Origin of the sequence: Polaribacter sp. IC073, from assembly GCF_007997075.1 — a bacterium.
Taxonomy (GTDB): domain Bacteria; phylum Bacteroidota; class Bacteroidia; order Flavobacteriales; family Flavobacteriaceae; genus Polaribacter.
Window position 1 is genome coordinate 77,062 of sequence record NZ_VORS01000003.1, and the last position, 24,229, is coordinate 101,290.

The 24,229-nt window shown below is 31.8% G+C and carries 26 protein-coding genes, 5 tRNA genes and 1 pseudogene; 12 read left to right on the plus strand and 20 right to left on the minus strand.

The features are described from left to right. Window positions 1–20 precede the first annotated feature (20 nt). The 19 genes from rplK to ES045_RS05650 all read right to left on the minus strand — a co-directional run bounded on the left by rplK (window position 21) and on the right by ES045_RS05650 (window position 12,703). On the minus strand, window positions 21–458 hold the full coding sequence (rplK, locus tag ES045_RS05560) for a 50S ribosomal protein L11 (RefSeq protein ID WP_147113682.1): 438 nt from the start codon (window positions 456–458) through the stop codon (window positions 21–23). A gap of 78 nt (window positions 459–536) precedes the next feature. Beyond that, window positions 537–1,088, minus strand: coding sequence for a transcription termination/antitermination protein NusG (gene nusG, locus ES045_RS05565; protein ID WP_147113688.1), 552 nt, complete (start codon window positions 1,086–1,088; stop codon window positions 537–539). A 2-nt stretch (window positions 1,089–1,090) separates the two neighbouring features. Next, window positions 1,091–1,288: a preprotein translocase subunit SecE gene (secE, locus tag ES045_RS05570; protein WP_147113693.1), complete on the minus strand. Its 198-nt coding sequence runs from the start codon at window positions 1,286–1,288 to the stop codon at window positions 1,091–1,093. Window positions 1,289–1,306: 18 nt separating this feature from the next. Then, window positions 1,307–1,378: transfer RNA gene (locus ES045_RS05575), tRNA-Trp, on the minus strand. 79 nt (window positions 1,379–1,457) lie between these two features. After that, window positions 1,458–2,645 (minus strand): elongation factor Tu, encoded by a 1,188-nt coding sequence (tuf, locus tag ES045_RS05580; RefSeq protein WP_147113698.1) that lies wholly within the window; start codon window positions 2,643–2,645, stop codon window positions 1,458–1,460. A 59-nt stretch (window positions 2,646–2,704) separates the two neighbouring features. Continuing rightward, window positions 2,705–2,777 (minus strand) — tRNA-Thr (locus ES045_RS05585). 15 nt (window positions 2,778–2,792) lie between these two features. Next, window positions 2,793–2,865 (minus strand) — tRNA-Gly (locus tag ES045_RS05590). Between the two features lie 16 nt (window positions 2,866–2,881). Next, window positions 2,882–2,963, minus strand: a tRNA-Tyr gene (locus tag ES045_RS05595). Between the two features lie 55 nt (window positions 2,964–3,018). Further along, window positions 3,019–3,092 (minus strand) — tRNA-Thr (locus ES045_RS05600). A 106-nt stretch (window positions 3,093–3,198) separates the two neighbouring features. Next, a complete protein-coding gene (gene hpf, locus ES045_RS05605) occupies window positions 3,199–3,507 on the minus strand; it encodes a ribosome hibernation-promoting factor, HPF/YfiA family (RefSeq protein ID WP_147113703.1) in 309 nt (102 codons plus the stop codon). Beyond that, window positions 3,504–4,415, minus strand: coding sequence for a tyrosine-type recombinase/integrase (locus tag ES045_RS05610; RefSeq protein WP_147113707.1), 912 nt, complete (start codon window positions 4,413–4,415; stop codon window positions 3,504–3,506). Before ES045_RS05610 ends, hpf begins: the two co-directional genes overlap by 4 nt. A gap of 99 nt (window positions 4,416–4,514) precedes the next feature. After that, on the minus strand, window positions 4,515–4,712 hold the full coding sequence (gene rpsU, locus ES045_RS05615) for a 30S ribosomal protein S21 (protein WP_036822200.1): 198 nt from the start codon (window positions 4,710–4,712) through the stop codon (window positions 4,515–4,517). Between the two features lie 310 nt (window positions 4,713–5,022). Continuing rightward, complete coding sequence (locus ES045_RS05620; RefSeq protein ID WP_147113709.1) at window positions 5,023–6,189, minus strand: acyl-CoA dehydrogenase family protein; 1,167 nt, start codon at window positions 6,187–6,189, stop codon at window positions 5,023–5,025. Between the two features lie 21 nt (window positions 6,190–6,210). Then, on the minus strand, window positions 6,211–7,104 hold the full coding sequence (locus tag ES045_RS05625; RefSeq protein WP_147113711.1) for a helix-hairpin-helix domain-containing protein: 894 nt from the start codon (window positions 7,102–7,104) through the stop codon (window positions 6,211–6,213). 9 nt (window positions 7,105–7,113) lie between these two features. Beyond that, window positions 7,114–8,709: an alanine/glycine:cation symporter family protein gene (locus ES045_RS05630; protein WP_147113714.1), complete on the minus strand. Its 1,596-nt coding sequence runs from the start codon at window positions 8,707–8,709 to the stop codon at window positions 7,114–7,116. 143 nt (window positions 8,710–8,852) lie between these two features. Then, entirely contained in the window at window positions 8,853–10,463 is a 1,611-nt protein-coding gene (locus tag ES045_RS05635; protein ID WP_147113717.1) for an alanine/glycine:cation symporter family protein, read from the minus strand. Between the two features lie 118 nt (window positions 10,464–10,581). Beyond that, a complete protein-coding gene (locus ES045_RS05640) occupies window positions 10,582–11,481 on the minus strand; it encodes an SDR family oxidoreductase (RefSeq protein WP_147113720.1) in 900 nt (299 codons plus the stop codon). A 1-nt stretch (window position 11,482) separates the two neighbouring features. After that, entirely contained in the window at window positions 11,483–12,478 is a 996-nt protein-coding gene (locus ES045_RS05645) for a potassium channel family protein (RefSeq protein ID WP_147113723.1), read from the minus strand. Window positions 12,479–12,481: 3 nt separating this feature from the next. Next, window positions 12,482–12,703 carry a PspC domain-containing protein gene (locus ES045_RS05650; RefSeq protein WP_147113726.1) on the minus strand — a complete coding sequence of 74 codons (222 nt, stop codon included), beginning with the start codon at window positions 12,701–12,703 and terminating at the stop codon, window positions 12,482–12,484. Window positions 12,704–12,873: 170 nt separating this feature from the next. Here ES045_RS05650 and uvrA point away from each other — a divergent pair, with 170 nt between their 5' ends. The 6 genes from uvrA to ES045_RS16340 all read left to right on the plus strand — a co-directional run bounded on the left by uvrA (window position 12,874) and on the right by ES045_RS16340 (window position 20,320). Beyond that, complete coding sequence (uvrA, locus tag ES045_RS05655; protein ID WP_147113729.1) at window positions 12,874–15,696, plus strand: excinuclease ABC subunit UvrA; 2,823 nt, start codon at window positions 12,874–12,876, stop codon at window positions 15,694–15,696. A 53-nt stretch (window positions 15,697–15,749) separates the two neighbouring features. Then, the gene (locus ES045_RS05660; RefSeq protein ID WP_147113731.1) at window positions 15,750–16,457 is read left to right on the plus strand and encodes a TIGR00730 family Rossman fold protein; all 708 of its coding nucleotides are present in this window, start codon (window positions 15,750–15,752) and stop codon (window positions 16,455–16,457) included. 107 nt (window positions 16,458–16,564) lie between these two features. Continuing rightward, complete coding sequence (locus tag ES045_RS05665; protein ID WP_223267190.1) at window positions 16,565–19,285, plus strand: aminopeptidase; 2,721 nt, start codon at window positions 16,565–16,567, stop codon at window positions 19,283–19,285. 119 nt (window positions 19,286–19,404) lie between these two features. Beyond that, the gene (locus ES045_RS05670; protein WP_147113737.1) at window positions 19,405–19,716 is read left to right on the plus strand and encodes a hypothetical protein; all 312 of its coding nucleotides are present in this window, start codon (window positions 19,405–19,407) and stop codon (window positions 19,714–19,716) included. A 41-nt stretch (window positions 19,717–19,757) separates the two neighbouring features. After that, window positions 19,758–19,898, plus strand: coding sequence for a hypothetical protein (locus ES045_RS16335; protein ID WP_189663036.1), 141 nt, complete (start codon window positions 19,758–19,760; stop codon window positions 19,896–19,898). A gap of 254 nt (window positions 19,899–20,152) precedes the next feature. Then, complete coding sequence (locus ES045_RS16340; protein WP_189663037.1) at window positions 20,153–20,320, plus strand: hypothetical protein; 168 nt, start codon at window positions 20,153–20,155, stop codon at window positions 20,318–20,320. A 357-nt stretch (window positions 20,321–20,677) separates the two neighbouring features. Here ES045_RS16340 and ES045_RS05675 read toward each other — a convergent pair whose 3' ends face one another. Next, a complete protein-coding gene (locus ES045_RS05675; RefSeq protein WP_147113741.1) occupies window positions 20,678–20,887 on the minus strand; it encodes a hypothetical protein in 210 nt (69 codons plus the stop codon). Window positions 20,888–20,891: 4 nt separating this feature from the next. On the opposite strand from ES045_RS05675, the gene ES045_RS05680 reads away from it, so the two are divergent. The 6 genes and pseudogenes from ES045_RS05680 (at window position 20,892) to ES045_RS05695 (ending at window position 23,950) form a co-directional block, all read left to right on the plus strand. Then, the gene (locus ES045_RS05680) at window positions 20,892–21,071 is read left to right on the plus strand and encodes a hypothetical protein (RefSeq protein ID WP_147113744.1); all 180 of its coding nucleotides are present in this window, start codon (window positions 20,892–20,894) and stop codon (window positions 21,069–21,071) included. Beyond that, on the plus strand, window positions 21,044–21,808 hold the full coding sequence (locus ES045_RS05685; protein ID WP_147113746.1) for a hypothetical protein: 765 nt from the start codon (window positions 21,044–21,046) through the stop codon (window positions 21,806–21,808). The genes ES045_RS05680 and ES045_RS05685 overlap by 28 nt, the downstream gene beginning before the upstream one ends. Beyond that, window positions 21,805–21,960 (plus strand): hypothetical protein, encoded by a 156-nt coding sequence (locus tag ES045_RS16345; protein WP_189663038.1) that lies wholly within the window; start codon window positions 21,805–21,807, stop codon window positions 21,958–21,960. Before ES045_RS05685 ends, ES045_RS16345 begins: the two co-directional genes overlap by 4 nt. Before the next feature lie 343 nt (window positions 21,961–22,303). Then, window positions 22,304–22,492: a hypothetical protein gene (locus ES045_RS05690; protein WP_147113749.1), complete on the plus strand. Its 189-nt coding sequence runs from the start codon at window positions 22,304–22,306 to the stop codon at window positions 22,490–22,492. Between the two features lie 432 nt (window positions 22,493–22,924). Next, a pseudogene (locus tag ES045_RS16835) lies at window positions 22,925–23,188 on the plus strand (hypothetical protein); the annotation flags it as partial. A gap of 81 nt (window positions 23,189–23,269) precedes the next feature. After that, window positions 23,270–23,950: a helix-turn-helix transcriptional regulator gene (locus tag ES045_RS05695; protein ID WP_147113752.1), complete on the plus strand. Its 681-nt coding sequence runs from the start codon at window positions 23,270–23,272 to the stop codon at window positions 23,948–23,950. The last annotated feature ends 279 nt before the right edge of the window (window positions 23,951–24,229 follow it).

Here is a 24,229-nt window from a genome sequence, read left to right on the forward strand (position 1 = left end):
TTTACTACTTTTTATAAAGTTTATGCTGGTGCATCACCTTTTACTGTTAATCCCATAGAACGTGCTGTACCTGCAATCATATGCATTGCTGAAGAAATCTTAAAGGCATTTAAATCTACCATTTTGTCTTCTGCAATCGTTTTAATTTGATCCCAAGTAACTGATGCTACTTTCTTTCTGTTTGGTTCTCCTGAACCCTTTTTAATTTTGGCCGCTTCTAGTAACTGAACTGCTGCAGGAGGAGTCTTTACAAGAAAATCAAATGATTTATCTTTATAAACAGTAATAACAACAGGTAAAACTTTACCTTGTTTGTCTTGCGTTCTTGCATTAAACTGTTTACAGAACTCCATAATGTTAACACCAGCAGCTCCTAAAGCAGGTCCAACCGGCGGCGATGGATTCGCTGCGCCTCCCTTAACTTGTAACTTAACTACTTTACTAACTTCTTTTGCCATTTTAAAAATGTTTACTGATTTGTTTTAATTTGGAAGCTAAAAACAAATCGTTATCAATTATATATATTTGTGTAACAATTATATCTTTTCTACTTGCATATAACTTAATTCTAATGGTGTTTTTCTTCCGAATATTTTTACCATCACTTCAAGTTTGCGCTTTTCTTCGTTTACTTTTTCTATTGTACCGTCAAATCCATTAAAAGGACCGTCTACAACTTTTACAGTTTCTCCTATGTTAAAAGGGATTGCTATGTTTTCATCTTGAACAGAAAGTTCATCAACCTTACCTAGCATTCTATTTACTTCAGACTTACGCATAGGAACAGGCTCACCACCTTTCACTTCACCTAAAAAACCAATAACTCCCGTAATTCCTTTAATTACGTGAGGTACTTCTCCTGAAAGATTCGCTTCTACCATGATATAACCTGGAAAATAAACTCTTTCTCTGTTTACTTTTTTCCCGTCTCTAATCTGGATCACTTTTTCTGTAGGTACAATAACTTGACTTACATAATCTGATAAACCAACACGTGATATTTCAGTTTCTATATAAGCTTTCACTTTATTTTCTTGTCCACCAATGGCTCTTACAACATACCATTTCATTACTGAATCAGCTGCCATTATTAATTGGTTTTAAACATTGTAAAAAAATTATCTAAACCTGTTTGAAAAACATAGTCGATACCAGCTACTGCTAGTGCAAACAAAATAGTAAATACAGCTACAGTTACTGTTGTTTTTTGAGCATCTTCTTTGGATATCCAAGTCATGTGATTGCTCAGTTCATCAAAAGAATCTTTAATATATTGTATAAACTTCATTCTACTTGTATGTTTTTGCACGGGCGGAGAGATTCGAACTCCCGACAGCTGGTTTTGGAGACCAGTGCTCTACCGCTGAACTACGCCCGTTTCTTATTCATTGATAAAGGCGTTCCGTTAAAAACGGAACACCCTTTGAATTTATTTATTAATAAACTAATAATTAATATTAATCTAATAATTCAGTTACCTGACCAGCTCCAACTGTTCTACCACCCTCACGGATTGCGAAACGTAAACCAATATTTAATGCAATTGGTTGAATTAGGTCTACAGTAATTGTTAAGTTATCTCCTGGCATTACCATTTCAACACCATCAGGTAAGTTAATTGTACCTGTTACATCTGTAGTTCTAACATAGAACTGTGGACGGTAGTTGTTATGGAATGGTGTATGACGACCACCTTCTTCTTTCTTTAAAACATAAACTTCTGCTTTAAATTTAGCGTGTGGTGTTACAGAACCTGGCTTACAGATTACCATACCTCTCTTAATATCTTCTTTTGCTATACCTCTTAATAAGATACCTGCATTATCTCCTGCCTCACCTCTATCTAAGATTTGACGGAACATTTCAATACCAGTAACAGTAGAAGTCATTTTTTCAGCTCCCATACCAATAATATCAACAACATCACCAGTATTAGCGATTCCTGTTTCAATACGACCAGTAGCTACAGTACCACGTCCAGTAATAGAAAATACATCTTCCACTGGCATTAAGAAATCTTTATCAACTTCTCTTAAAGGCTCTTCAATCCAAACATCAACTTGTGCCATTAATTCTAACACAGTATCAACCCATTTTTGCTCACCATTTAAAGCACCTAAAGCAGAACCTGAAACAACAGGACCATTATCTCCATCATAATCATAGAAAGATAATAATTCTCTAACTTCCATATCTACTAACTCAAGTAACTCCTCATCATCTACCATGTCAACTTTATTCAAGAAAACAACCATACGAGGAATACCTACCTGACGACCTAATAAAATATGCTCTCTTGTTTGAGGCATAGGACCATCTGTTGCAGCAACCACTAATATAGCACCGTCCATTTGAGCAGCACCTGTTACCATGTTCTTTACGTAATCCGCGTGACCTGGACAATCTACGTGCGCATAGTGACGATTTGCTGTTTGGTATTCTACGTGAGAAGTATTAATTGTAATACCTCTTTCTTTTTCTTCTGGAGCATTATCAATCTGATCAAAAGATCTAGCTTCAGAGAATCCTGCATCAGCTAATACTTTAGTAATAGCCGCAGTTAAAGTTGTTTTACCGTGATCTACGTGTCCGATAGTACCAATATTTAAGTGTGGTTTCGAACGGTCAAAAGTTCCTTTTGCCATAATTATTAATTTTAATTCTTAGTTTAAATATATTTAATGTGTAATAATACATAAAAATGAGCCAGCGATGGGAGTTGAACCCACGACCTCATCCCTACCAAGGATGCGCTCTACCAACTGAGCTACACCGGCTTGTTGATATCTTTGAGCGAAAGACCGGGTTCGAACCGGCGACATTCAGCTTGGAAGGCTGACGCTCTACCAACTGAGCTACTTTCGCAATACTATGTAAATTGTGGGGAGAGCAGGATTCGAACCTGCGAAGACGTAGTCAACGGAGTTACAGTCCGTCCTCGTTGGCCGCTTGAGTATCTCCCCTTTAATTTACTATTTTAATGAACTTCAAATTACTTTCGTAATTTATTGTTTTTTGAGCCGATGGAGGGACTCGAACCCACGACCTGCTGATTACAAATCAGCTGCTCTAGCCAGCTGAGCTACATCGGCTTTTAATGCTAAAAAACAACCCGCTATTTCTAACGGATTGCAAATGTATAAAGTTTTTTCGTATTCTAAAACTTTTTATTAATTTTTTTTTGTTTTTTTTTTCAACTTAAGAAATCTGAGCATCTCTTTGCTTCTCTTTTGACCTCTTTAATTGCCTTTTCAGATTATCAACCGCAGCGTTTACACCTTCTTCAAAGGTTTTTGTTTCTCTTTTAACCATTAACTCACTACCGGGGATATTTATTTTTATTTCTGTAATTTTATTTTCTTTATCACTTGTATTTTGAACTTTTAAGAAAACTTCTGCGTTTACGATCTTATCATGGAACTTTGTTAATGCCGAAACTTTAGTTTCTACAAATTCAATTAATTCATTATCTGCATTAAAATTTACTGATTGTGTGAATACTTTCATTGGTTATTCTTTTTATTGCTTCTAGGGTGAGCATTATTATACACTTTTTTTATTGCATCAAGACTATTGTGTGTATAGACTTGTGTGGAGGCTAAAGAAGAATGCCCTAGCAATTCTTTAACCGAATTTAAATCTGCGCCTTCATTTAACAGGTGTGTTGCAAAAGAATGCCTTAAAATATGAGGGCTCTTTTTTACCTTTGAAGAGACCTGACTAAAGTAAGAATTAATAATTCTGTAAACAAGTGTTTCATATAATTTATTTCCTTTTGAAGTAATTAAAAGAAACTCTGAATGAAATCTATTTGCTGCTTTTAATGCTACATACTTATTTAAAGTTTCTAAAACAGATGTAAGTATTGGCACGAAACGTTCTTTGTTTCTTTTTCCTAAAACTTTAATGGTCTTTTCTGAAATATTTACCTCCGCTTCTTTTATATTTATTAATTCTGTTCTTCGGATGCCAGTTGAATACAAAAGTTCTACTATTAACTTATTTCTAATAGCATCGAAATCTTCTTCTTTGTCTATGTTTTGTATTACAGTATTAATTTCTCTAGAAGTAAAAGGGACTTGCACTTTCTTAGCTACTTTGAGAGCTTTGTGTTTGGTAAGAGGATTTATTTCTATTTGTGCTGTTTTTTGAAGAAATTTATAAAACGATTTTAATGAACTGACTTTTCTATTGATACTATTATTTGATATATCAGCATCCACTAAGCTAACTACCCAACTTCTTACTTGTGGGTAACTAATAGTTCTTAAACTTTCTTGATCATAAGTGACTTCACAAAAGTCTTTAAAAGCAACTAAATCTGTTTTATATGCTGTGATAGTGTGTTTAGAATACCCTTTCTCTAAAAAAAGATATTCTAAAAAGGATGTTATGTAAGTGTTCTCTTTTAACAACGCTTATTATTTATCTCAAAGTTACTAAAATTAAACGCAAAAAAAATCTCATAACACAAAATTGTGTTACGAGATTTATACTCTAAAAATAAGTTATTTCTAACCTACTTCTTCTTGTGTTCTTAATCTTTGAACGTAAGAAGCTTTAATTCTCTGAGCTCTATTAGCTACAGAAGGTTTTGTAAAGTTCTTTCTAGCACGCAAGTTCTTCATCGTTTTTGTACGATCGAATTTTCTCTTGTAACGCTTTAAAGCTCTATCGATATTCTCTCCTTCTTTAATGGGTATAATTAACATAAGTTGGCACCTCCCTTCATAGTCTCTTTATATTTTAAATAGTATTTAAACTATTGGTTTATTTTTTGGACTGCAAATGTAATTACAATTTATGAGATGGCAATTGCATAAATTGAATTATTTTTTAGCCGTGGTTTTGCGTTAGCGATTGAACGGTTTGTTTGAGCTCTTTTGTTTTGATAAAAACGAAAAGCGAGTAGTGAAAGCGCGACCTTTAGGTAACGCCCTAAAAGAATTTCAGTGTTTAGTATTTAAAACTTAACGTCTGTATTATCTATCTACCGTTTTACCTTGCTGCGCTACCCCATAACTACGTTGCTGCTTTGTACTCTTTATTATCAATGACCATTTTTGCTATAATTTCTTTTAAAATTTCTGATGTTCCGCCACCAATTGGTCCTAATCTACTATCTCTTAACAAACGTGCCATCGGATAGTCTTCCATATAGCCATAACCGCCTAATAACTGAAGCGCGTCATAAATAACTTCATCTGCCATTTTGGTAGACAATAATTTAGACATACTTGCTTCTTTAACTACATATGTACCTTGGTCTAGTCTTTTGGTAATTGAATAATTATATTCTCTACACATGTCTACTTTACTAGCCATTTCTGCAATTTTATGTCTTAAAGCTTGAAACTTGTCTAAAGATTTACCAAAAGCAACTCTTTCTTGCATATAGCCTATAGCATACTCTACTGCAAATTCTGCTCTTGCGTGTGCATTAACTCCCATTATTAAGCGCTCTAAAGCGAAATGTTGCATGATATAAGGAAAACCTTTTCCTTCTTCTCCCATTAAATTTTCTAACGGAATTTCTACATTGTCAAAAGCTAATTCTGCGGTATCTGAAGCACGCCAACCTAATTTATCTAATTTAGTTGCTGAGATTCCTGGAGTTTCTCTGTCTACCACAAAAATACTAATGCCTTTATATTTGTCTGAAGGATCTGTTTTTGCTGCAACAATTAAGTAATCTGAATACACACCGTTTGTGATAAACGTTTTAGAGCCATTTAAAACGTATTTATCGCCGTCTTTAATTGCTGTAGAACGCATTCCTGCAACATCACTACCGCCAAAAGGCTCTGTAATACATAGACAGCCAATTTTTTCTCCTGCTACACTTGGTACTAGGTATTTTTGTTTGATAAATTCTGTTCCTTCTTTATTTAAATGCGTCATGGCAAGAAATTCATGCGCCCACATTGCTGCTGCGAATCCGCCAGAATTTATTTTCTGTAATTCTTCTAAAAAGATTACTGTGTAAAATAAATCTAAATCTAAACCTCCGTATTCTTCTGGTGTGCAAAGTCCGAAATAACCCATTTCGCCAAACTTACCCCAAATGAATCTTTCTATGGTTCCTGTTTTTTCCCATTTATCAATATAAGGAACTACTTCTTTTTGTAAAAAATCTTTGAAACTAGCACGAAAAGCTTCATGCTCTTCAGTAAAATACATACTGTTCATCTGGTACGGAATTTGAGTTATTTATTCAGCGACCAAATATAAGACTATTCTATCATACAAATTCAAAGGAAAACCGTTGATCTTTTTTAATTCTGATATATCTTGTAGCTCTGCTACTTCATCCCGGTATTCAAAAATCATTTTACATAATTCGTAATCTATGTACGGATTTTTAAGTAATTCTTTGAATGAGACCGTATTTACGTTCGTTTTTTGAATATTTGGCAATTGAACAACCTTAAAAATAGCGACCACTTTGTCTGCAATTTCTTTCTCTAAACCCCAAACTTCGTGTACTTGATTTTCTATGGAAAATCCTTGTAATTTAGAACGATACTTAATAATTCTTTCAGAAAGCTTCTCTCCTATTCCGGATATTGTTTTTAAATCTTCTGCAGTTGCTTTATTGATATCTGTAGTTGAACGTTTTTTTATTGCTTTTTTATAAATAGATTGCTTTGTGCCTCGCAATGACAACTTCGAATTATTATTTCTTTTAACAACCCAGTCTGGAAATTTAAAATAAGGAGCAATTTTATATAAGAGGGTATCTGAAATCTTTGTTACATTTTGAAATTCTTTTTTTGAATTGACAAACTTACCTGTTTTTCTAAATTCTAAAAGCTTCTCTATCTCTGTTAAAGACATGCCGAGTTGCTCGCCTTTGTAATCTGTAATATAATTAGGATTGAATGGATATATTTTGGGTTTCCTGTCTTCTATGCTTAGAACCTTTAAACTATCTATTTGTTTATGAAATGCCGCGGCTCTTGGAGATGCTAAGTCTGTTTTTTCTTCCGAAGAAAAATCTACAAAAACAATAACAACTTGAAATAGTACAATAGCTATCGTTAAAATAAAAACCCCATTTCTTTGGCTTTTGTTGTACCAGAAATGGGGTTTAAATAAGTTCATATGAGTTTTTTAAGCTTTGTCTGCCTTAATAGCATTCATGTATTTTTTTAATTCTTCTTTTACTTTTGGCGCTAATAATATAAGTCCAATCATGTTTGGAACCATCATCGCAAAAACCATGGCATCTGAGAAACTAATAACAGAACCTAAACTTGCTGCTGCACCAATGACTACAAATACACAGAAAAGTACCTTGTACGCATATTCCATTTTTTTAGATCTACCAAATAGATAAGCCCAACCTTGAAAACCGTAGTAAGACCATGAAATCATAGAGCTAAATGCAAATAAAACAACGGCAACAGTTAAGACGTATGGAAACCAAGAAATTGCTGATTCAAATGCTCCTGAAGTTAATAATATTGCTTGTGCATCATTTAATGATGAATTTTCTGCCGTTACATTACCTGTAATAATTAACACCAAAGCTGTCATTGTACAAACTACAACAGTATCTATAAATGGCTCTAACAAAGCAACCATACCTTCACTTGCTGCGTATTTTGTTTTTACTGCTGAATGCGCAATAGATGCAGAACCAATACCTGCTTCATTTGAAAAGGCAGCTCTTCTAAATCCTTGTACCAAAACCCCTACTGCTCCACCGGCTACTCCTTCTGGACTAAATGCACCATTAAAAATCTGAGTAAATGCATCACCAATCATGTGGTAATTTGAAAAAATCACAAACAATGAAGCTGCAACATAAATTGCGACCATAAAAGGAACAATTTTATCGGTTACTTTTGCTATTTTTTTAATTCCTCCAATAATTACAATACCAACTAAAACAGCCATCACTAAACCAAACAACCATCCTTTACCATGTAAAATTGAAACGCCACCAATAGGCGTAGTAATATTTTCTACTAATTGAAACGCTTGGTTTACCTGAAACATGTTTCCACCTCCAAAAGAACCACCAATAACAAAGATTGCAAATAAAACTGCTAAAATTTTTCCTAGTGTTTTATTTTTCAATCCTTTTGTAAGATAATACATGGGCCCACCGTAAACAGTACCGTCTGCCTCAATATCTCTATACTTTACACCTAGTGTACATTCTACAAATTTTGATGCCATTCCTAAGAAGCCAGCAACAATCATCCAGAAAGTAGCACCTGCACCACCAATTGAAACCGCAATTGCAACTCCTGCAATATTTCCTAAACCTACTGTTGCAGATAAAGCTGCTGTTAAAGCTTGAAAATGTGTCACTTCTCCTTGATGCCCTTCTACTCTTATAGTATCTGGGTTATCTCCTTTATCTGTAGTAGATACATTATGTGAAACCTCTAAACCTTTTTTTCCGTTACCTTCTATCTCATCATATTTACCTCTCACAATATTTATTGAAGTAAAAAAACCTCTAAAATTAATGAAGTTAAAATAAAATGTAAAATAAGTTGCTCCTAGAATAAGTGGGAATAAAACCCAATAAATACTAACCGAATCGGAGAAAGGAATCTGATAAAAAATGATATCGACAAACCAGCCTGTAGCATTCCCAAATGCTTCATCAATTTGTTGATCTAAACCTTTTTCTTGTGCAAACGTGAAAAAGGGAGCTGCTAAAAATAACAACGAAAGAAGTTTTTTATTCATAATATATTTTGATTAGTTTTAAATTAGTACCCCGCAATATCATAAAAAAAAATTAAAAATTACAAATTACGTCAAAAAAAAACCTATTTCTTTGCCATTTAATAGGCTAGAAACAGGTTTTTAAGAATTTATTTTATTGAAAGCTACTTTTTCCTCTTATGGTCAATTGCTTTTAGATAACGCGCCAACTCCACTTTTACCTTTGGTGCTAATAGCAGTAAACCTATAATATTAGGAAACACCATTGCAAATATCATAGCATCTGAAAACTCAATTACAGATCCTAAAGTAGAAGATGCACCAATTATAACAAAAAGTAAAAATAATATTTTATACGTAATATCTGCTATTTTACCTTTTCCGAATAAATACGTCCAACCTTGTATACCATAATAAGACCAAGAAAGCATCGATGAAAAAGCAAATAAAATGACTGCAACTGTTAGTAGAACAGAAAAATTAGGAATGGCAGAATCAAAAGCAACCGACGTTAAATCAACACCGTTTATAGGTTGGTTTGTTGCATTTAACAATACATTACTTTTTGAATCTAAATTACCATAAGTAAATAAATTACTCTTTAAATTGGTTACTACAATTACCAAAGCGGTCATTGAACAAATAATTACAGTATCTACAAACGGGCCAATAGAAGCTACAATTCCTTCACTTGCCGGAAACCTCGTTTTAACAGCTGCATGTGCAATAGATGCTGAACCAACACCTGCCTCATTTGAAAAAGCAGCTCTTTGAAAACCAACAATCATCACCCCAATTAAACCTCCCACTATTGAAGTTTCATTAAAAGCACCGTCCCAAATTTGCCCCATAGCTTCAGGAATTATTGAGAAATTCATTGCAAGTATAACTAAAGAAGCACCCACAAACATTATTGCCATAAATGGCACTATTTTTTCTGTTACTTGTCCTATTCTTTTAATTCCACCAATAATTACAACACCAACTAATACTGCCATTACAATTCCGAATACAAACCCAGATTCAATATCAAACAGTTGTTTAAATTGTGCAGCGGCTTGGTTTGCTTGAAACATGTTTCCACCTCCAAAAGAACCTCCAATGACAAATACTGCATACAACCCAGCTAAAACTTTTCCTAATCCTGCTAAATTCTTTTCTTTTAAACCTTTTTTAAGGTAATACATTGGGCCTCCGTATATTTTACCGTCTTCACCAACTTCTCTATACTTAACACCTAAGGTAGCTTCTACTAGTTTTGTAGACATTCCTAAAAACCCAGCTAAAACCATCCATACGGTAGCTCCTGGGCCTCCAATTGCAATTGCAACCGCAACCCCTGCAATGTTTCCTAGTCCTACGGTTGCAGATAAAGCTGCTGTTAAAGCCTGAAAATGTGTAACTTCTCCTACAACTCCCTCCGCTTGAACGCTTTCGAAAACATCGCCTCCTGGTGTAGGATCTCCTGCTGCTTCATCAACTGAATGATGATCGATAGCATCGTATTTACCACTAGTAGCCCTAATTGCGACACCTAATAAAGTTATATTAGAAAATTTAAAATATAATGTAAAAAAGAAAGCCCCCGATAAAAGGAGGATAACTACAATTGGCACATCTATACCAGCAATTGAAATTGGATAAAAAACAACTGAGCTTACGGCATCGGCAAAAGGTTTAAATTTCTCTTCTATTTCTTCATCTATTGTTAATTCTTGTGCAAAAGATAGCAATGGGAATGCTAACAAAAGCACTGTAATAAATTTTTTATACATAATAAATTTTGGGTTAGTTCTTATTTAGTGAGACACAAGATGATGCAAAAATGCTCTTTCGGCAAGTTTTTAGCGTTAAATAACCGATTTTAGCCTTAAATATGACTTAAAAGTAACTTTATGGTAACGTTTCTTTGAATTTTAGTAAATCTTCTTTAAACGATTTTGGGTAAAATTCTAATATTTTATTTGTTTTTGATAGATCGAAACCTGTTTTTGCAGGCCTTGGTGCTGTCTGATTTAAAGTTGCTGTAGAAGTTGGTTTTATATAACTTTTATCTAGCTGAAAAACTTCTGCAATTTGTTGTGCAATCTCGTAGACACTTAATAATTTATTTGAGGAAATATTAAAAATTCCTGTTGCTTTTTTATCCATAGAAATTTTGCAAGAAAGCGCCAAATCTTCAACGTAGGTAGGCATTCTAAATTGGTCATCTACAACCGTAATCTCTTTCTTTTGTTCTAACATTAGCTTTACCCAGAAAACAATATTACTTCTACTCATGTCAAAAACTTTTCCAAAAACCAAAATTGTTCTTAGAATTGTAAAATCAATTTTAGAATTGGTTAAAACTTCTTCAGATTTTAATTTAGACAAACCATAATAACTTATAGGGTTTGGTGTATCGGTCTCTTTATAATGGCCTTTTTTACCATCAAAAATAAAATCTGTTGAAAGGTGAATTATATGTGCATTAATTTCTTCGGAAATTGTGGTTAATGTTTTTACAACCCCTACATTTAAAGTATCACATTCTTGTTTATTGTTCTCACAAGCATCAACATTTGTCATTGCAGCTGTATTCACAATAAAGTCTGGTTTGATCTTTAAAACTTCTTCTTTCAGTAAAGCTTCATCAGTAATATCAATAGAAATATATTCAAAATCTTCTCTTCCGCTTCTATTGATTCCTCTAGAGAAACCAAAAACTTGGTACTTTTCTTTTTCTTTAAGTAATAAATTCACCAAAGCCTGCCCTAACAAACCGTTACTTCCTGTAATAATTATCTTGTTCATACTAAAATACTTCTCTTAATTTTATAATTTGTTCTGGTCTTCCTAAAATAATTAATTGAGAATCTGCTACCAGCTTTATTTCTGCTTCAGGATTAATAATATACTCTTTATTGGGATTTCTAAACCCAATAACCGTACAACCCGTTCGTTTTCTTAAATCTAGATCTAAAATAGTTTTATTAATATATTTTTTAGGCAAATCATTTACAGCTACTTCCTCTAGGTTAGCAGTAGTATCTCCTTCTATTGTTAGCCGATCTACAAACTCGATAACATCTGGCGTTGTAACCAAAGACGCCATGTGATCTCCGCCCAATTTATCTGGCATAATTACATTGCTTGCACCGGCAAATTTTAATTTCTTGTAAGAAGACTCATTCGCGGCTCTACTTATTATAACACAATCTTTATTTAATTGACTTGCCGTTAAAACCACAAAAAGATTGTCTGCATCAGAAGGTAAAGCTGTAATTAAAAATGCCGCTTTTTCAATTCCTGCTTTTTGTAAAGTTTCGTCTAACGTAGCGTCTCCTTGTATATTTAAGATCCCTTGTGTATCTAAAACCGTTGTCATCTCAGTCTTCTTTTCAACTACAACAAACTTCTTATTATAATTACCAAGTTTAAAAATTGCCTGTTTCCCATTTCTACCATACCCACAAACAATGGTATGTCCTTTTAAACGTCCTATTTGTTTTTCCACTTTTCTGTGTTTAAAATATTCAAATAATTTGCCACTTACTAAATATTCTGAAAATGACGAAATTGCATATCCAAAAATAGTTATACTTGTTAAAATTAGAAAGATTGTAAATACTTTTTCTTCTGGAGAAAATGGTTGAAGTTCGCCAAAACCAACAGTGGTTACCGTAATAACCGTCATGTACAACGCATCTACAAAGTTGTAGTTAGAAAGCCACATGTAGCCAATAATACCAATAGCAATAATTGAAATTACCAACAAGGCTATTTTATCTATTTTCGATTTTATAATCATATATTATAAATCAAAAACAGAACTTCTTTTTGTGTAAATCATATCTTTTAATTTTAATAAAAAAGCCATAGTTAAGTAGAGTCCGAAAGACAAACCAACCGTAAAAAACGTTACATATATGAAGAATAGCCGCACATTTACCGCCCTCATTCCCAACCTGTCTGCAAATCTAGAAAAAACTCCAAATCCGTTTCTTTCAAAAAAATGGCGAATACTGTCTATCATTCTTAGTTAAAATATACCGCAAGATACTATTTTATGCTGTTTTTTAATCAGAAATTAAACTTCGTTTTAAAAGAAAGCGTCGCTGTAACTAATGTTAAAGGTTCTAAGAAACCTACTTACATTAAAATAGTATTGATTAACTTTGCTTTTTTTGATAAAAATAGGCACATTTGAAAGACCAGGAATATATAGAAGTTTACGGAGCAAGAGCTCATAATTTAAAAAATATTGATGTTAAAATTCCTCGCGAAAAGCTAGTTGTAATAACGGGTTTAAGCGGAAGCGGAAAGTCTTCTTTGGCTTTTGACACCATTTACGCAGAAGGACAAAGACGTTATATTGAGACGTTTTCTGCTTACGCAAGACAATTTTTAGGAGGATTAGAAAGACCCGATGTAGATAAAATTGATGGCCTTTCGCCAGTAATTTCTATCGAACAAAAAACCACTAATAAGAGTCCGCGTTCTACCGTTGGAACCATCACCGAAATTTACGATTTTTTAAGATTGCTTTTTGCAAGAGCTGCAGATGCGTATTCTTACAACACCGATCAAAAAATGGTGAGTTATTCTGATGAACAAATTAAAAATTTAATTCTAAAAGATTTTGAAGGTAAGAAAATAGCTGTTTTAGCTCCTTTAATTAAATCTAGAAAAGGACATTATAGAGAGCTTTTTGAACAAATATCTAAACAAGGTTTCTTAAGAGTTCGTGTGGATGGCAAAATTCAAGAGATTGAAAAAGGCATGAAACTAGATCGTTACAAAAATCACGATATTGAAGTTGTAATTGATCGATTGGCTGTAAATAAAACAGTAGAAAAACGTTTAGAGGAAACCATAAAGACAGCCTTATATTCTGGTAATAATATTTTAATGGTGATTGCTATTGATGACAATCATCCTAGATATTTTAGTAGAGAATTAATGTGCCCAACAACCGGTATTGCGTATCCAAATCCAGAACCAAATACGTTTTCTTTTAACTCACCAAAAGGAGCATGTGATTCTTGTAATGGATTAGGAATTACCAATGAAATTAATCTAAAAAAGGTTATTCCAGATGATAGTCTTTCAATAAAAAAAGGAGGAATTGTTCCTTTAGGAGAAGAAAAAAGTAGTTGGATTTTTAAACAAATACACAACATTGCAGAACGTTATAAATTCAAATTAACAGATGCCATAAAAGACATACCAAAAGAAGCTTTAGAAATTATTTTACATGGCGGAAACGAATCTTTTGAAATTGAATCTAAAACTGTTGGTGTTACTAGAAATTACAAAATAGACTTCGAAGGAATTGTTGCTTTTATAAATAGCCAATATAACAATGCAGAAAGCACAACTATAAAACGTTGGGCAAAAGGTTTTATGGATGAAGTTACCTGCTCATCTTGTCACGGAAAAAGATTAAAGAAAGAAGCACTTCATTTTAAAATCACAGATAAAAGCATCAGCGATTTGGTACAAATGGATGTGACTGAATTAGCGAAATGGTTTAAAAACGTTGAGAAAGATTTATCAAAAAAACAGCTAATCATTGCTTCAGAAATATTAAAAGAAATACGCACTAGAATACAATTTTTAGTAGATGTTGGCTTAGATTACTTAACGTTAGACAGAACTTCTAAATCGCTTTCTGGTGGCGAGGCACAAAGAATTCGTCTGGCAACACAAATTGGTTCTCAGTTAGTAGGTGTTTTGTATATTTTAGATGAACCAAGTATTGGCTTACACCAAAGAGACAACGAAAAACTAATAGATTCTTTAGTAAAATTAAGAGATATTGGTAATTCTGTTTTAGTGGTTGAACATGACCAAGATATGATTGAGAAAGCAGATTTTGTTTTTGATATTGGACCTGGAGCAGGAAAACATGGTGGAGAAATTGTTTCTGCAGGAACTTTTGCAGAACTTAAAAAACAAAATACATTAACTGCAGATTACATTACTGGCAGGAAAAAAATTGAAATCCCAGAAAAAAGACGTGAAGGAAATGGAAAAACCATTAAACTTTTTGGTGCTAGCGGAAATAATTTAAAAAATGTTACCGTAGAATTTCCTTTAGGAAAAATGATTTGCGTTACAGGAGTTTCTGGAAGTGGAAAATCTACTTTAATTAATGAAACTTTATATCCTATCTTAAACGCACATATTTATAGAGGTGTTAAAAAACCAATGCCTTATAAAAAAATTGAAGGCTTAGAACATGTAGATAAAGTAATTGATATCGATCAATCGCCTATTGGTAGAACACCTCGTTCTAATCCTGCAACGTATACCAAAACATTTGATGAAATTAGAAGCCTGTTTGCAAAAACTGCAGAAGCGGCAATTCGTGGTTACAAACCAGGACGTTTTTCTTTTAATGTAAAAGGCGGCCGTTGTGAAACCTGCCAAGGTGGTGGTGTTCGGGTGATTGAAATGAACTTTTTACCAGATGTGCAAGTAGAATGTGAAACCTGCCAAGGAAAACGTTTCAACAGAGAAACTTTAGAGATTCGCTATAAAGGAAAATCGATTTCCGATGTTTTGAATATGACCATTGAAGATGCCACTGATTTCTTTGTGAAGATTCCAAAAATCCATCGAAAATTAAAAACCATTAAAGATGTAGGTTTAGGCTACATTACATTAGGGCAACAATCTACCACACTTTCTGGTGGTGAGGCACAAAGAATTAAGTTAGCTGCTGAATTGTCTAAAAGAGATACAGGAAATACTTTTTATATTTTAGATGAACCTACAACAGGTTTACATTTTGAAGATATACGTGTTTTAATGAACGTTTTAAATAAATTAGCAGACAAAGGAAATACAGTCCTAATTATAGAGCACAATTTAGATGTTGTAAAGTTGGCAGATTATGTAATTGATGTTGGTATGGAAGGCGGAAAGAAAGGTGGAAAAATATTAGTTACAGGAACTCCAAAAGAAGTTGCAAAACATAAAACAAGTTACACAGCTAAGTTTTTGAAAAAATTGTTATTTTAGCAGGCTTTTTCTTTATTGAAGATAAAGTATTCTAAAAATTAAAAACACCAATTATGACGAATGACGATAGAAAAATAAAAGAAAAATTACAAACAAAAACTTGGAACGAGATAAAAACAAACGATTCTTGGGCTATTTTTAAAATAATGGCAGAGTTTGTAGACGGGTATGAAAAATTAAGTAAAATAGGCCCTTGTGTCTCTATTTTTGGTTCTGCAAGAACTAAACCAGACCACCCTTATTATAAATTAGCAGAAGAAGTTGCTTTTAAATTAACTCAAAACGGTTACGGTGTAATTACTGGTGGTGGACCAGGAATTATGGAAGCTGGTAATAAAGGAGCGCATAGAGGAAAAGGAACTTCTGTAGGTTTAAATATAGAATTACCTTTCGAACAACATGACAACCCGTGGATTGATCAAGGAAAAAGTTTAGACTTCGATTATTTTTTTGTTAGAAAAGTAATGTTTGTAAAATACTCACAAGGTTTTATTGTTATGCCTGGTGGTTTTGGAACGATGGATGAACTTTTTGAAGCAATTACTTTAATTCAGACAAATAAAATTGGTCGTTTTCCAATTGTTTTAGTTGGCACCAAATTTTGGGGAGGTCTATTAGATTGGATAAAAAACACGCTAATAGAAGAAGGTAATATTAGTGAGAAAGATTTAAAATTATTTAGACTTGTAGATACCGCAGATGAAGCTATTGAACATTTGAATAACTTTTATGCTAAACACCAATTAAAACCTAACTTCTAAAGTTTTATTTACTTTCATTGAAAAATTGTTTTTACATATTTATCGTATTCTTATTATTAAGTAGCTTTAGTTTTGCGCAACAAAATGCAATAAACATAAAAGCTACTTTGAATTCTAATGAAGATAAATTAATGATTCAGCAAGAAATTGTGTACTACAACAATTCTAGTGAAACTTTAAATCATATTTTTCTTCATAACTGGGCTAATAGTTTTAAAGACCGAAAAACGCCCCTTTCTAAAAGGTTTATAGAAGATTTTAGAAAAGATTTATACTTTGCCAATGAAGATGGTATTGGTTTCTCAGATATTAAAAACATCGCTATAAACTACAACAGTATCATCTACAAAGAGCTAGAAAATAGGCAAGATATTATTCAACTTTTTTTAGAAGAACCTTTAAAACCAAAAGAAAGCACCACTATAAATATTACATATTATATAAAATTACCTAATGCTAAATTTACAGGGTATGGCCACTATGAAAACGGCTATCGTTTAAGGTATTGGTACATTACACCTGCAATCTATAAAGATGGTTGGCAATTAATGAGTAATTTAAACTTAGATGATTTATTTGAAAACTACACCACTTTTAATATTGATCTAAAAATACCTAAAGAACTTACCTTAATTAGTAGTTTAAAACAAACGCAAAAGAGTAATAAAACTTCCAATTCCTATAAGCTATATGGTAAAAATCAGAAAGATGTAATTTTAAATATTCAAAAGAAAAACATGTTTCATAAGTTTAGTACAGATGCACATGAAATACAAACAGATATTTTAAATAAAGAACTAGACGCCAAACTAACAAAAGATATTTTAAATAGAGAACTACAATTTCTAACAGAGTATTTAGGTGATTTACCAACAGATAAGGTTCTTATCGACGAAGTAATGCGTAAAAAAAATCCGGTATACGGTTTAAATCAGCTACCAAGTTTTATTAGACCTTTTTCTGATGTTTTTAAATACGACCTAACTTTATTTAAAGCACTTTCTAAAAAATACTTAAAACAGACATTATTAGTAAACGAAAGAGAAGATTACTGGTTAATAGATGGTTTACAAAACTACTTAATGGTAGAATATATAAACAAATATTATCCTGAAATTAAACTTTTAGGAAAAGCTTCGGACAGTTGGTTTCTAAAAAAATTTAATATTTCTAAGTTAAAATTCAATGAAAAATATCCGTTTGTATATCAATTTACAGCAAGAAAATATTTAGATCAATCTTTAAGCACTCCTGCAGACTCTCTTTCTAACTTTAATCGAAAAATTGTTAGTAAATATAAAGCAGGTTTAGGTTTTAATTACTTAAAAGGCTATTTAGGTGAAGACGTCTTTAACAAGAGTATTAAAGAATTTTATCAAAAAAACAAACTTTTAATTACAAAAAGCTCTAATTTTAAAGATGTTTTAACACAAAATTCAAAGAAAGATGTTCGTTGGTTTTTTAGTGATTTTATCAACACAAATAAGAAAATAGATTATTCGATTGATAAAGTGAAAGAAACAAAAGACAGTTTAAAAATTACCATTAAGAACAAACGAAACATTACTACGCCCATTGCTTTCTACGGAATAAAAAATAATAAAATCGAATACAAAAAATGGTTTACAGGTATTAGTGACACCTTAACCACTAGTGTACCAAAAGGAAAGTTTGACCAGTTGGTTTTAAATTATGAAAACATCTACCCAGAATACAACACATTAGATAATTATTACAATACAGATAAAAAAGTTTTTAACAAACCTTTTAAGCTTACTTTAATTAAAGACGTAAATGCACCAGAATATAATCAGTTATTTTATCAACCTAGTATTGGTTATAATTTTTATGATGGTTTAATTTTAGGTGTAAAGCTTCACAATAAGCCTTTAATAAAAAGAAACTTAGAATTTAAATTTTCTCCTGGCTATGCAACCAAGAGCAATATGATGAACGGTTCTATTTCTATATTATACAATCAGTTCTTTGAAGACACTAGTATCTATAAAATTTCTTACGGTGTTTTTGGCAACACCTTACAATATGCACCAGAACTGTCTTATAGCTCGCTAATACCTTATGTAGATGTTCAGTTTAAAAGAAAATCTTTAAGACACGCAACTACAGAGTTTTTTAGAGCTAAAATTGTACATATCGATAAAGAAATTTCACCTTTAAAAATAAAAACTCCGCAAGATAATTACAGTGTTCTTAGTTTGAGTTACAATTATATTAACCCAGATATTATAGAAGAAACTCGGTATACCTTTAATACAGAGTTTGCTAAAAACTTCTCTAAAGTTTCTGCAGATTTTAGATATAGAAAGCTAACATCTACAGACACACAATTAGATTTTAGAGTTTTTGCTGGCGCATTTATTCACAACAACTCTAAAGGAGATTATTTTAGCTTTGGTTTAGACAGAGCAAATGATTATTTATTTGAGTTGAATTATTATGGCCGCTCAGAAGACTCTGGTATTTATAGCCAGCAATACATTATTACAGAAGGTGGTTTTAAATCTGTTTTGCCAACAAGGTTTGCCAACCAATATATGCTGTCTTTAAATGCTAGCATTGGTTTGTGGCGCTGGGTAGAGTTCTATAATGATGTTGCTTTTTTGAAGAATAAGGACGAATACCTTTTCTTTGGTTACGAAAACGGAATTCGACTCAATTTTATTCATAATATCTTTGAAGTATACCTTCCTTTATACTCAAATAATGGTTGGGAAGTTTCACAAGAGGCATATCCTCAAAAAATTAGATTTACCTTTACAGGAGATCTTGGTTCTATTTACAACTTTTTCAGAAGAGGCTTCTTTTAGTAATTTAACACTTTTTTCTCCACTTTATCACCTTTGTAACGCTTTTTATAGTAGTTTTTTTTTCATTATTTAGTTTATTTGCAGCTTATAACTAAAACGATAATCAAATTAAAAACTACATGAAAATCAACCTATTACTCGCATTAATTGTATTTTGCTACGGCATGCAAAGTTTTGCTCAGCAATTACCAAACACTTTAAAAGAAAAAGACAGTACTTCTTTAGGTTCTTCTAACAAAGACCTAAATGCAACTGCAAAACTTAGAAAAAACGGACTAAACCTCTCTTTCGGAACTTCTGGTTTCGGTTTTGGGTATGCCAGAAAATTGAGTCCGAAATTTACTGCTATCATAGCATATAGCAGTATCTACTTAAAAGAGAAAGAAGTAGATGTTTCTGAATTTCTTGACAATGATGATGTAGATTTCTAGGCGGTGCTAGTAGTACTATTTTAGATGTAGGTGCAGAATATGTGCCCTTTAAAAACTCTTCATTTAAACTAGCTTTTGGACTTGGTTTTTTAAACAATGTACAAATTGATGGATTGATTACCTACAAAGAAGGCGTAAAGCATGGAAATGTTATTATCACCAAACAAGATGTTGGTAAATAATTATAAACTCTAAATGGTCTAGTGCAGCTCCTTTTATAGCCTTCGGTTTTGGTAGCGCAATTCCAAAAAACAGATTTGGTATTGGAATAAATAAAGGTACTTATTTTGCAAGATCACCAGAAGTAAGTTTAGAAGCAGATAAATTACTAGCACCTACGCAAGTTAAACAAGAAGATTTACAAGCCGCTTTTAAACCTTTAACTTTTATACCTAGCATACAATTTAGAGTAACTTATCATTTTTAATAAAAAACAATGGAAAATACAATAAAATATATGGCTTTTACCATTGCAATATCACTTGCTTTTTTGGTAGGTTGTAATAAATTTACAGAAAAAATAGACAACTTTAACGTAAGTATTACTGACGCCATTTTTGAGCAAACAGCTGTCATAGAATTAACAGACCTTTTTGGCAATTAACAAGACATTGTTAATACTGCCTTTACTTTAGAATTTACAGGTGCAGATGCAGACAAATTAGTAAACGAAGCAGGTAAAAATACCATTAAAGAAAACGATGGTTTTATTCAATTAAATGCAAACCCAAATAAAAGTACAGGTGTAAAAGAATTGAATTTTAATGTTACTATTAGTGGTGGTGATTATAAAACTAGAACTTTTCCTAGAACTTTAAAAGACACAACATCTTACATTAAACTGCCTTTAGTAAGTAAAAGTAGAATATATAAAGGTCAAAATAAAACCAACAAAACAGCGGGCTTAACAAACAAGGACACCACCTCAGCAACCACTGTAAAAACCAACACAAGCAGCTCTTTAAACACCAGTGTAATTACAATAAAAAGGTACATAATTTAAAGACGCTACAGACAATGTGCTAACAGGTGGCAATGTAAAAGTAGAAGTTACCAATACAGATGCTTTAAGAAAAGTATAACCGTATACTCGTTCTTTAAGTTTTAAAGATAGTAATGCTATAGAAATTACAGATAAAGAGGCTACTTTTTTAACAGGAAATACCCACATTAAAATGAATGTAAATGGCACAGCTGTAAAAAAGTTTAACAACGCCATTGATGTTGCCCTAGAAATATCTACAGAGTCTATAAACCCAGAAACAGGTAATAAATTACAACTAGGAGAAACGTTTGTTGTTTATACCAAGGAAGAAGAAACTATTGAATGGACATACCACCGTGTAGGAACTTAATAGCAGGAAATACTAATGATACCTTTAAAATCAGTTTTGAAACCACCCACTTGTCTAATTATAGCGCAGTAGGTTTTAAAGATACCGATTGTACTTATTATTCGTATAACATTACAGCCAATAATGTAGCAGCCAACTATTCTGCAACCTTCGAAGTGATAATGCGTACAAAGCACGAAGGTGGATTTAATTTTAATTCGGATGATCAATTTTTTACTTTGTTTGAAATCAAAATTGTAAATGGTAGAGTAGTATCTATACAATCACCTAAGTTTATAGCTCTCTACAATACATATTTTTTAGAAGGATCAAAAGAATGTATTGAAATTATTAATATAGTAGCCGGAGAAAAATATATAACAACAACTTTTTTCAATGGAGACAATATTTCAAGTATCAAAAAACTTCTTGCATCTAGAAAAGATGTGAACGTTGAAACTACGCATAGTTCATGGTGGAGTGATATTTCTAAAGAAACCCAACTCTATATTAAATCTCAAGGAATAACCTACCGTACAAACTTATCGAGCATTGCAACTTTTGCCGATTGTGAATTTTATATAAATCTAAACCAAGATGGTACCGATTATTTTAAAATTGGTACACTAAAAAACATCAAGGTAGATGCAGCTGTAAATTGTAACGGTAAAACTTTTGTACCAGATGGTTTTCCTTTCTACGTAGCACGAGAAAATGGTATTTTTAGTTATGAAAGAACTATTAAAAAGGTAAGATGACATTAAAAGGTTTTGAATTAAATAAAGAATGTACTTTCAAAACACTTTACAAAGGGGTAAGTTTCATTAACAAATGGACTTTTAACAACAGCACGTTTGTAGCTGAAGATTTTGAAATACCACAAGAAGTTTGTACTGCATTAAATTCTTAAGCAACACAAAAAAGATAATTTTAAAAAGCATCCTAATATTTAGGATGCTTTTTTTGTTTCTGAAATAATTAATGAAGTAAAAAATCTAGACTACTTTAAAAGCATGTTCTTTCCAAAAAATATTATTTTTTTTTCAACACAAAAAAATAGACATAAAAATATAACAAACAAATAATTATTAACCAAACCTTCAATGACTCTCATTTTAGACAGTTCACAACCTTAAATTTTAATCTTTTTTTTAGGTATCTTCGATTTTATTCTAGAAATAATGAAATTTAAATTCCTCCTTTTATTTTTTTTATTGTTGAATTGTGCCACTTATTTTGCCCAATACAAACAAATGCTTCATAAACCTTATAAAGATAAGGTAGCAGCTATTGATGTTTTGTATCGAAATACGATTAACAATGCAAAAAAAGATTCTTTATCTATTAAAACCTATACCCAAGAAATGGAGCAATGGGGGTTGGATTACAATGCTAATCAACTTGCTTTAGAGGCAGAATTGTTAAGAGAATATTCATTTTGATTCCTATATGGTCGTAAAAAACCTGTAATAATACAGCGTCTAATTGACATCGCTAATAAGGTAAAAAAAGAGAATTTTCTTCATATAGAAGTGCGTACAGTAAAAGTTATTGCTACGCATTACTGAGAACTTAAAAATCATGAATTAGCCTTTGAATGGTTGCTGCAGTCTGCAAAGGTTTTAGACAAAATGGAAGCTGAAAATTTTCCTGATATGTCTAATCATTTAAATTTTATTGACCGATGTTATTATTATTTTGAAAATTAAAAAAAAGCGGTTACATATTATAAAAGATCCAGTGAAGTAAATAAAACAAAAAATTAACTACATAGCTGTGCTGGAAGCTCAAAATACTATGGCTTATGTTCCCAAAAACTAGATGAGTTAAAACTTGCAAAAACTTATTTCTTAAAAGTAATTGAAGATAATTCCATATATAAAAACACTACATGGAAAGGGATTGCTTTAGGAAATTTAGGGTACAATTACTATTTAGAAGGAAATTATAAAAAAGCAATTCCTCTGTTACAAGAAAATATAAGAAATGCAATAGCAATCAATGAACCAAAACTAACATTAGGAGCTACTATTCCACTGGCAGATATTTTTTTAAAGCAAAACAAACTTACAGTATCAAAACAGAAAATAGAAGAAGCTATATTGTATATACAGCATTCTAAACAAACAGATCGTCTTGTAAAATTATTTCCTGTAATGAGCAAATGGTATGCAGCCAAAAAACAAGCAAAACTTAGTGCCGCTTATTTACATTCTACGATGATAGCAATTAATGCCTATAATAAAAAAGACAGTAGCTTAAAATTGTTGAGAGCCAATCAAAAAGTTGAAACAAAAGAAAGAGACTTGGTCGTTGAAAAATTGAATACATTAAGTCAACAGAAACTTACCAAACGTAATTTTGTAATATTATTGGTTGGAATATTATTAGTGATAAGTTTACTTTCTTTTTGGTTTCGCAATAAATACCTCTTAAATAAACAACAGATTAGAGAACTAGCATTAGCAAACACAAAAAAAGCTTTAATTGATACGAAAAGTCAATTAAAAAACATGGCTACAAGAGTTCGTCAAGACAATAATTTAATCATAGAGCTTCAAAAACAAAAAATTTCTAAAAACACCTCCATTTTACTTTCGAAACTTAAATCAAAAAACATTTTAACGAAAGATGGCTGGACTCAATTTCAAAGCTTATTTAAAGCTATTCACCCTCATTTTATTTCTTATATTAAAGCCTCAAACCCAAATTTAAGTCAGGCAGAAATTCGTTGTTTGTGTTTAGAAAAATTCATATTAACTAACAATGAAATGGGCTTACTTTTAGGTGTATTAACAAATACAATAAGAGTAACGAAACATCGTATTCGAAAAAAATTAAACCTTCAAAGTCAAGATGATTTAGGAAAGTTTGTTCAAAACTTTAGAACAGATAAATAATAAATTCACCACACTAATAAAAAACGATTACATTTAAAATAAATTCCTATTCGTACAGTTTTGTAGTAATTAAAATCCACCAAAATTGGTTACAAAATCTAAAAAACCTATACTTAAAGCATTTCTTTTTTGCTCAAATAAAGCCCTTATTTGAACTAGTTAATTCATCAAAAATGCATAATGATTTTTAATAATTAACTATTTTACATTATCCTTAATAAAAACAACACTATTCAATATAAAATTATGATATTAACAATGAAATAAAATATTTTTAAA

Bases quoted from the DNA above. Each gene is read 5' to 3' on its own strand.
- rplK (WP_147113682.1), bottom strand. From the start codon at position 458: ATGGCAAAAGAAGTTAGTAAAGTAGTTAAGTTACAAGTTAAGGGAGGC.
- nusG (WP_147113688.1), bottom strand. From the start codon at position 1,088: ATGGCAGCTGATTCAGTAATGAAATGGTATGTTGTAAGAGCCATTGGT.
- secE (WP_147113693.1), bottom strand. From the start codon at position 1,288: ATGAAGTTTATACAATATATTAAAGATTCTTTTGATGAACTGAGCAAT.
- tuf (WP_147113698.1), bottom strand. From the start codon at position 2,645: ATGGCAAAAGGAACTTTTGACCGTTCGAAACCACACTTAAATATTGGT.
- hpf (WP_147113703.1), bottom strand. From the start codon at position 3,507: ATGAAAGTATTCACACAATCAGTAAATTTTAATGCAGATAATGAATTA.
- rpsU (WP_036822200.1), bottom strand. From the start codon at position 4,712: ATGTTAATTATACCCATTAAAGAAGGAGAGAATATCGATAGAGCTTTA.
- ES045_RS05620 (WP_147113709.1), bottom strand. From the start codon at position 6,189: ATGAACAGTATGTATTTTACTGAAGAGCATGAAGCTTTTCGTGCTAGT.
- ES045_RS05625 (WP_147113711.1), bottom strand. From the start codon at position 7,104: ATGAACTTATTTAAACCCCATTTCTGGTACAACAAAAGCCAAAGAAAT.
- ES045_RS05630 (WP_147113714.1), bottom strand. From the start codon at position 8,709: ATGAATAAAAAACTTCTTTCGTTGTTATTTTTAGCAGCTCCCTTTTTC.
- ES045_RS05635 (WP_147113717.1), bottom strand. From the start codon at position 10,463: ATGTATAAAAAATTTATTACAGTGCTTTTGTTAGCATTCCCATTGCTA.
- ES045_RS05640 (WP_147113720.1), bottom strand. From the start codon at position 11,481: ATGAACAAGATAATTATTACAGGAAGTAACGGTTTGTTAGGGCAGGCT.
- ES045_RS05645 (WP_147113723.1), bottom strand. From the start codon at position 12,478: ATGATTATAAAATCGAAAATAGATAAAATAGCCTTGTTGGTAATTTCA.
- ES045_RS05650 (WP_147113726.1), bottom strand. From the start codon at position 12,703: ATGATAGACAGTATTCGCCATTTTTTTGAAAGAAACGGATTTGGAGTT.
- ES045_RS05660 (WP_147113731.1), top strand. From the start codon at position 15,750: ATGACGAATGACGATAGAAAAATAAAAGAAAAATTACAAACAAAAACT.
- ES045_RS05670 (WP_147113737.1), top strand. From the start codon at position 19,405: ATGAAAATCAACCTATTACTCGCATTAATTGTATTTTGCTACGGCATG.
- ES045_RS16340 (WP_189663037.1), top strand. From the start codon at position 20,153: ATGGAAAATACAATAAAATATATGGCTTTTACCATTGCAATATCACTT.
- ES045_RS05675 (WP_147113741.1), bottom strand. From the start codon at position 20,887: ATGTGGGTATTTCCTGTTAAAAAAGTAGCCTCTTTATCTGTAATTTCT.
- ES045_RS05680 (WP_147113744.1), top strand. From the start codon at position 20,892: ATGAATGTAAATGGCACAGCTGTAAAAAAGTTTAACAACGCCATTGAT.
- ES045_RS05685 (WP_147113746.1), top strand. From the start codon at position 21,044: ATGGACATACCACCGTGTAGGAACTTAATAGCAGGAAATACTAATGAT.
- ES045_RS16345 (WP_189663038.1), top strand. From the start codon at position 21,805: ATGACATTAAAAGGTTTTGAATTAAATAAAGAATGTACTTTCAAAACA.
- ES045_RS05690 (WP_147113749.1), top strand. From the start codon at position 22,304: ATGCTTCATAAACCTTATAAAGATAAGGTAGCAGCTATTGATGTTTTG.
- ES045_RS05695 (WP_147113752.1), top strand. From the start codon at position 23,270: ATGATAGCAATTAATGCCTATAATAAAAAAGACAGTAGCTTAAAATTG.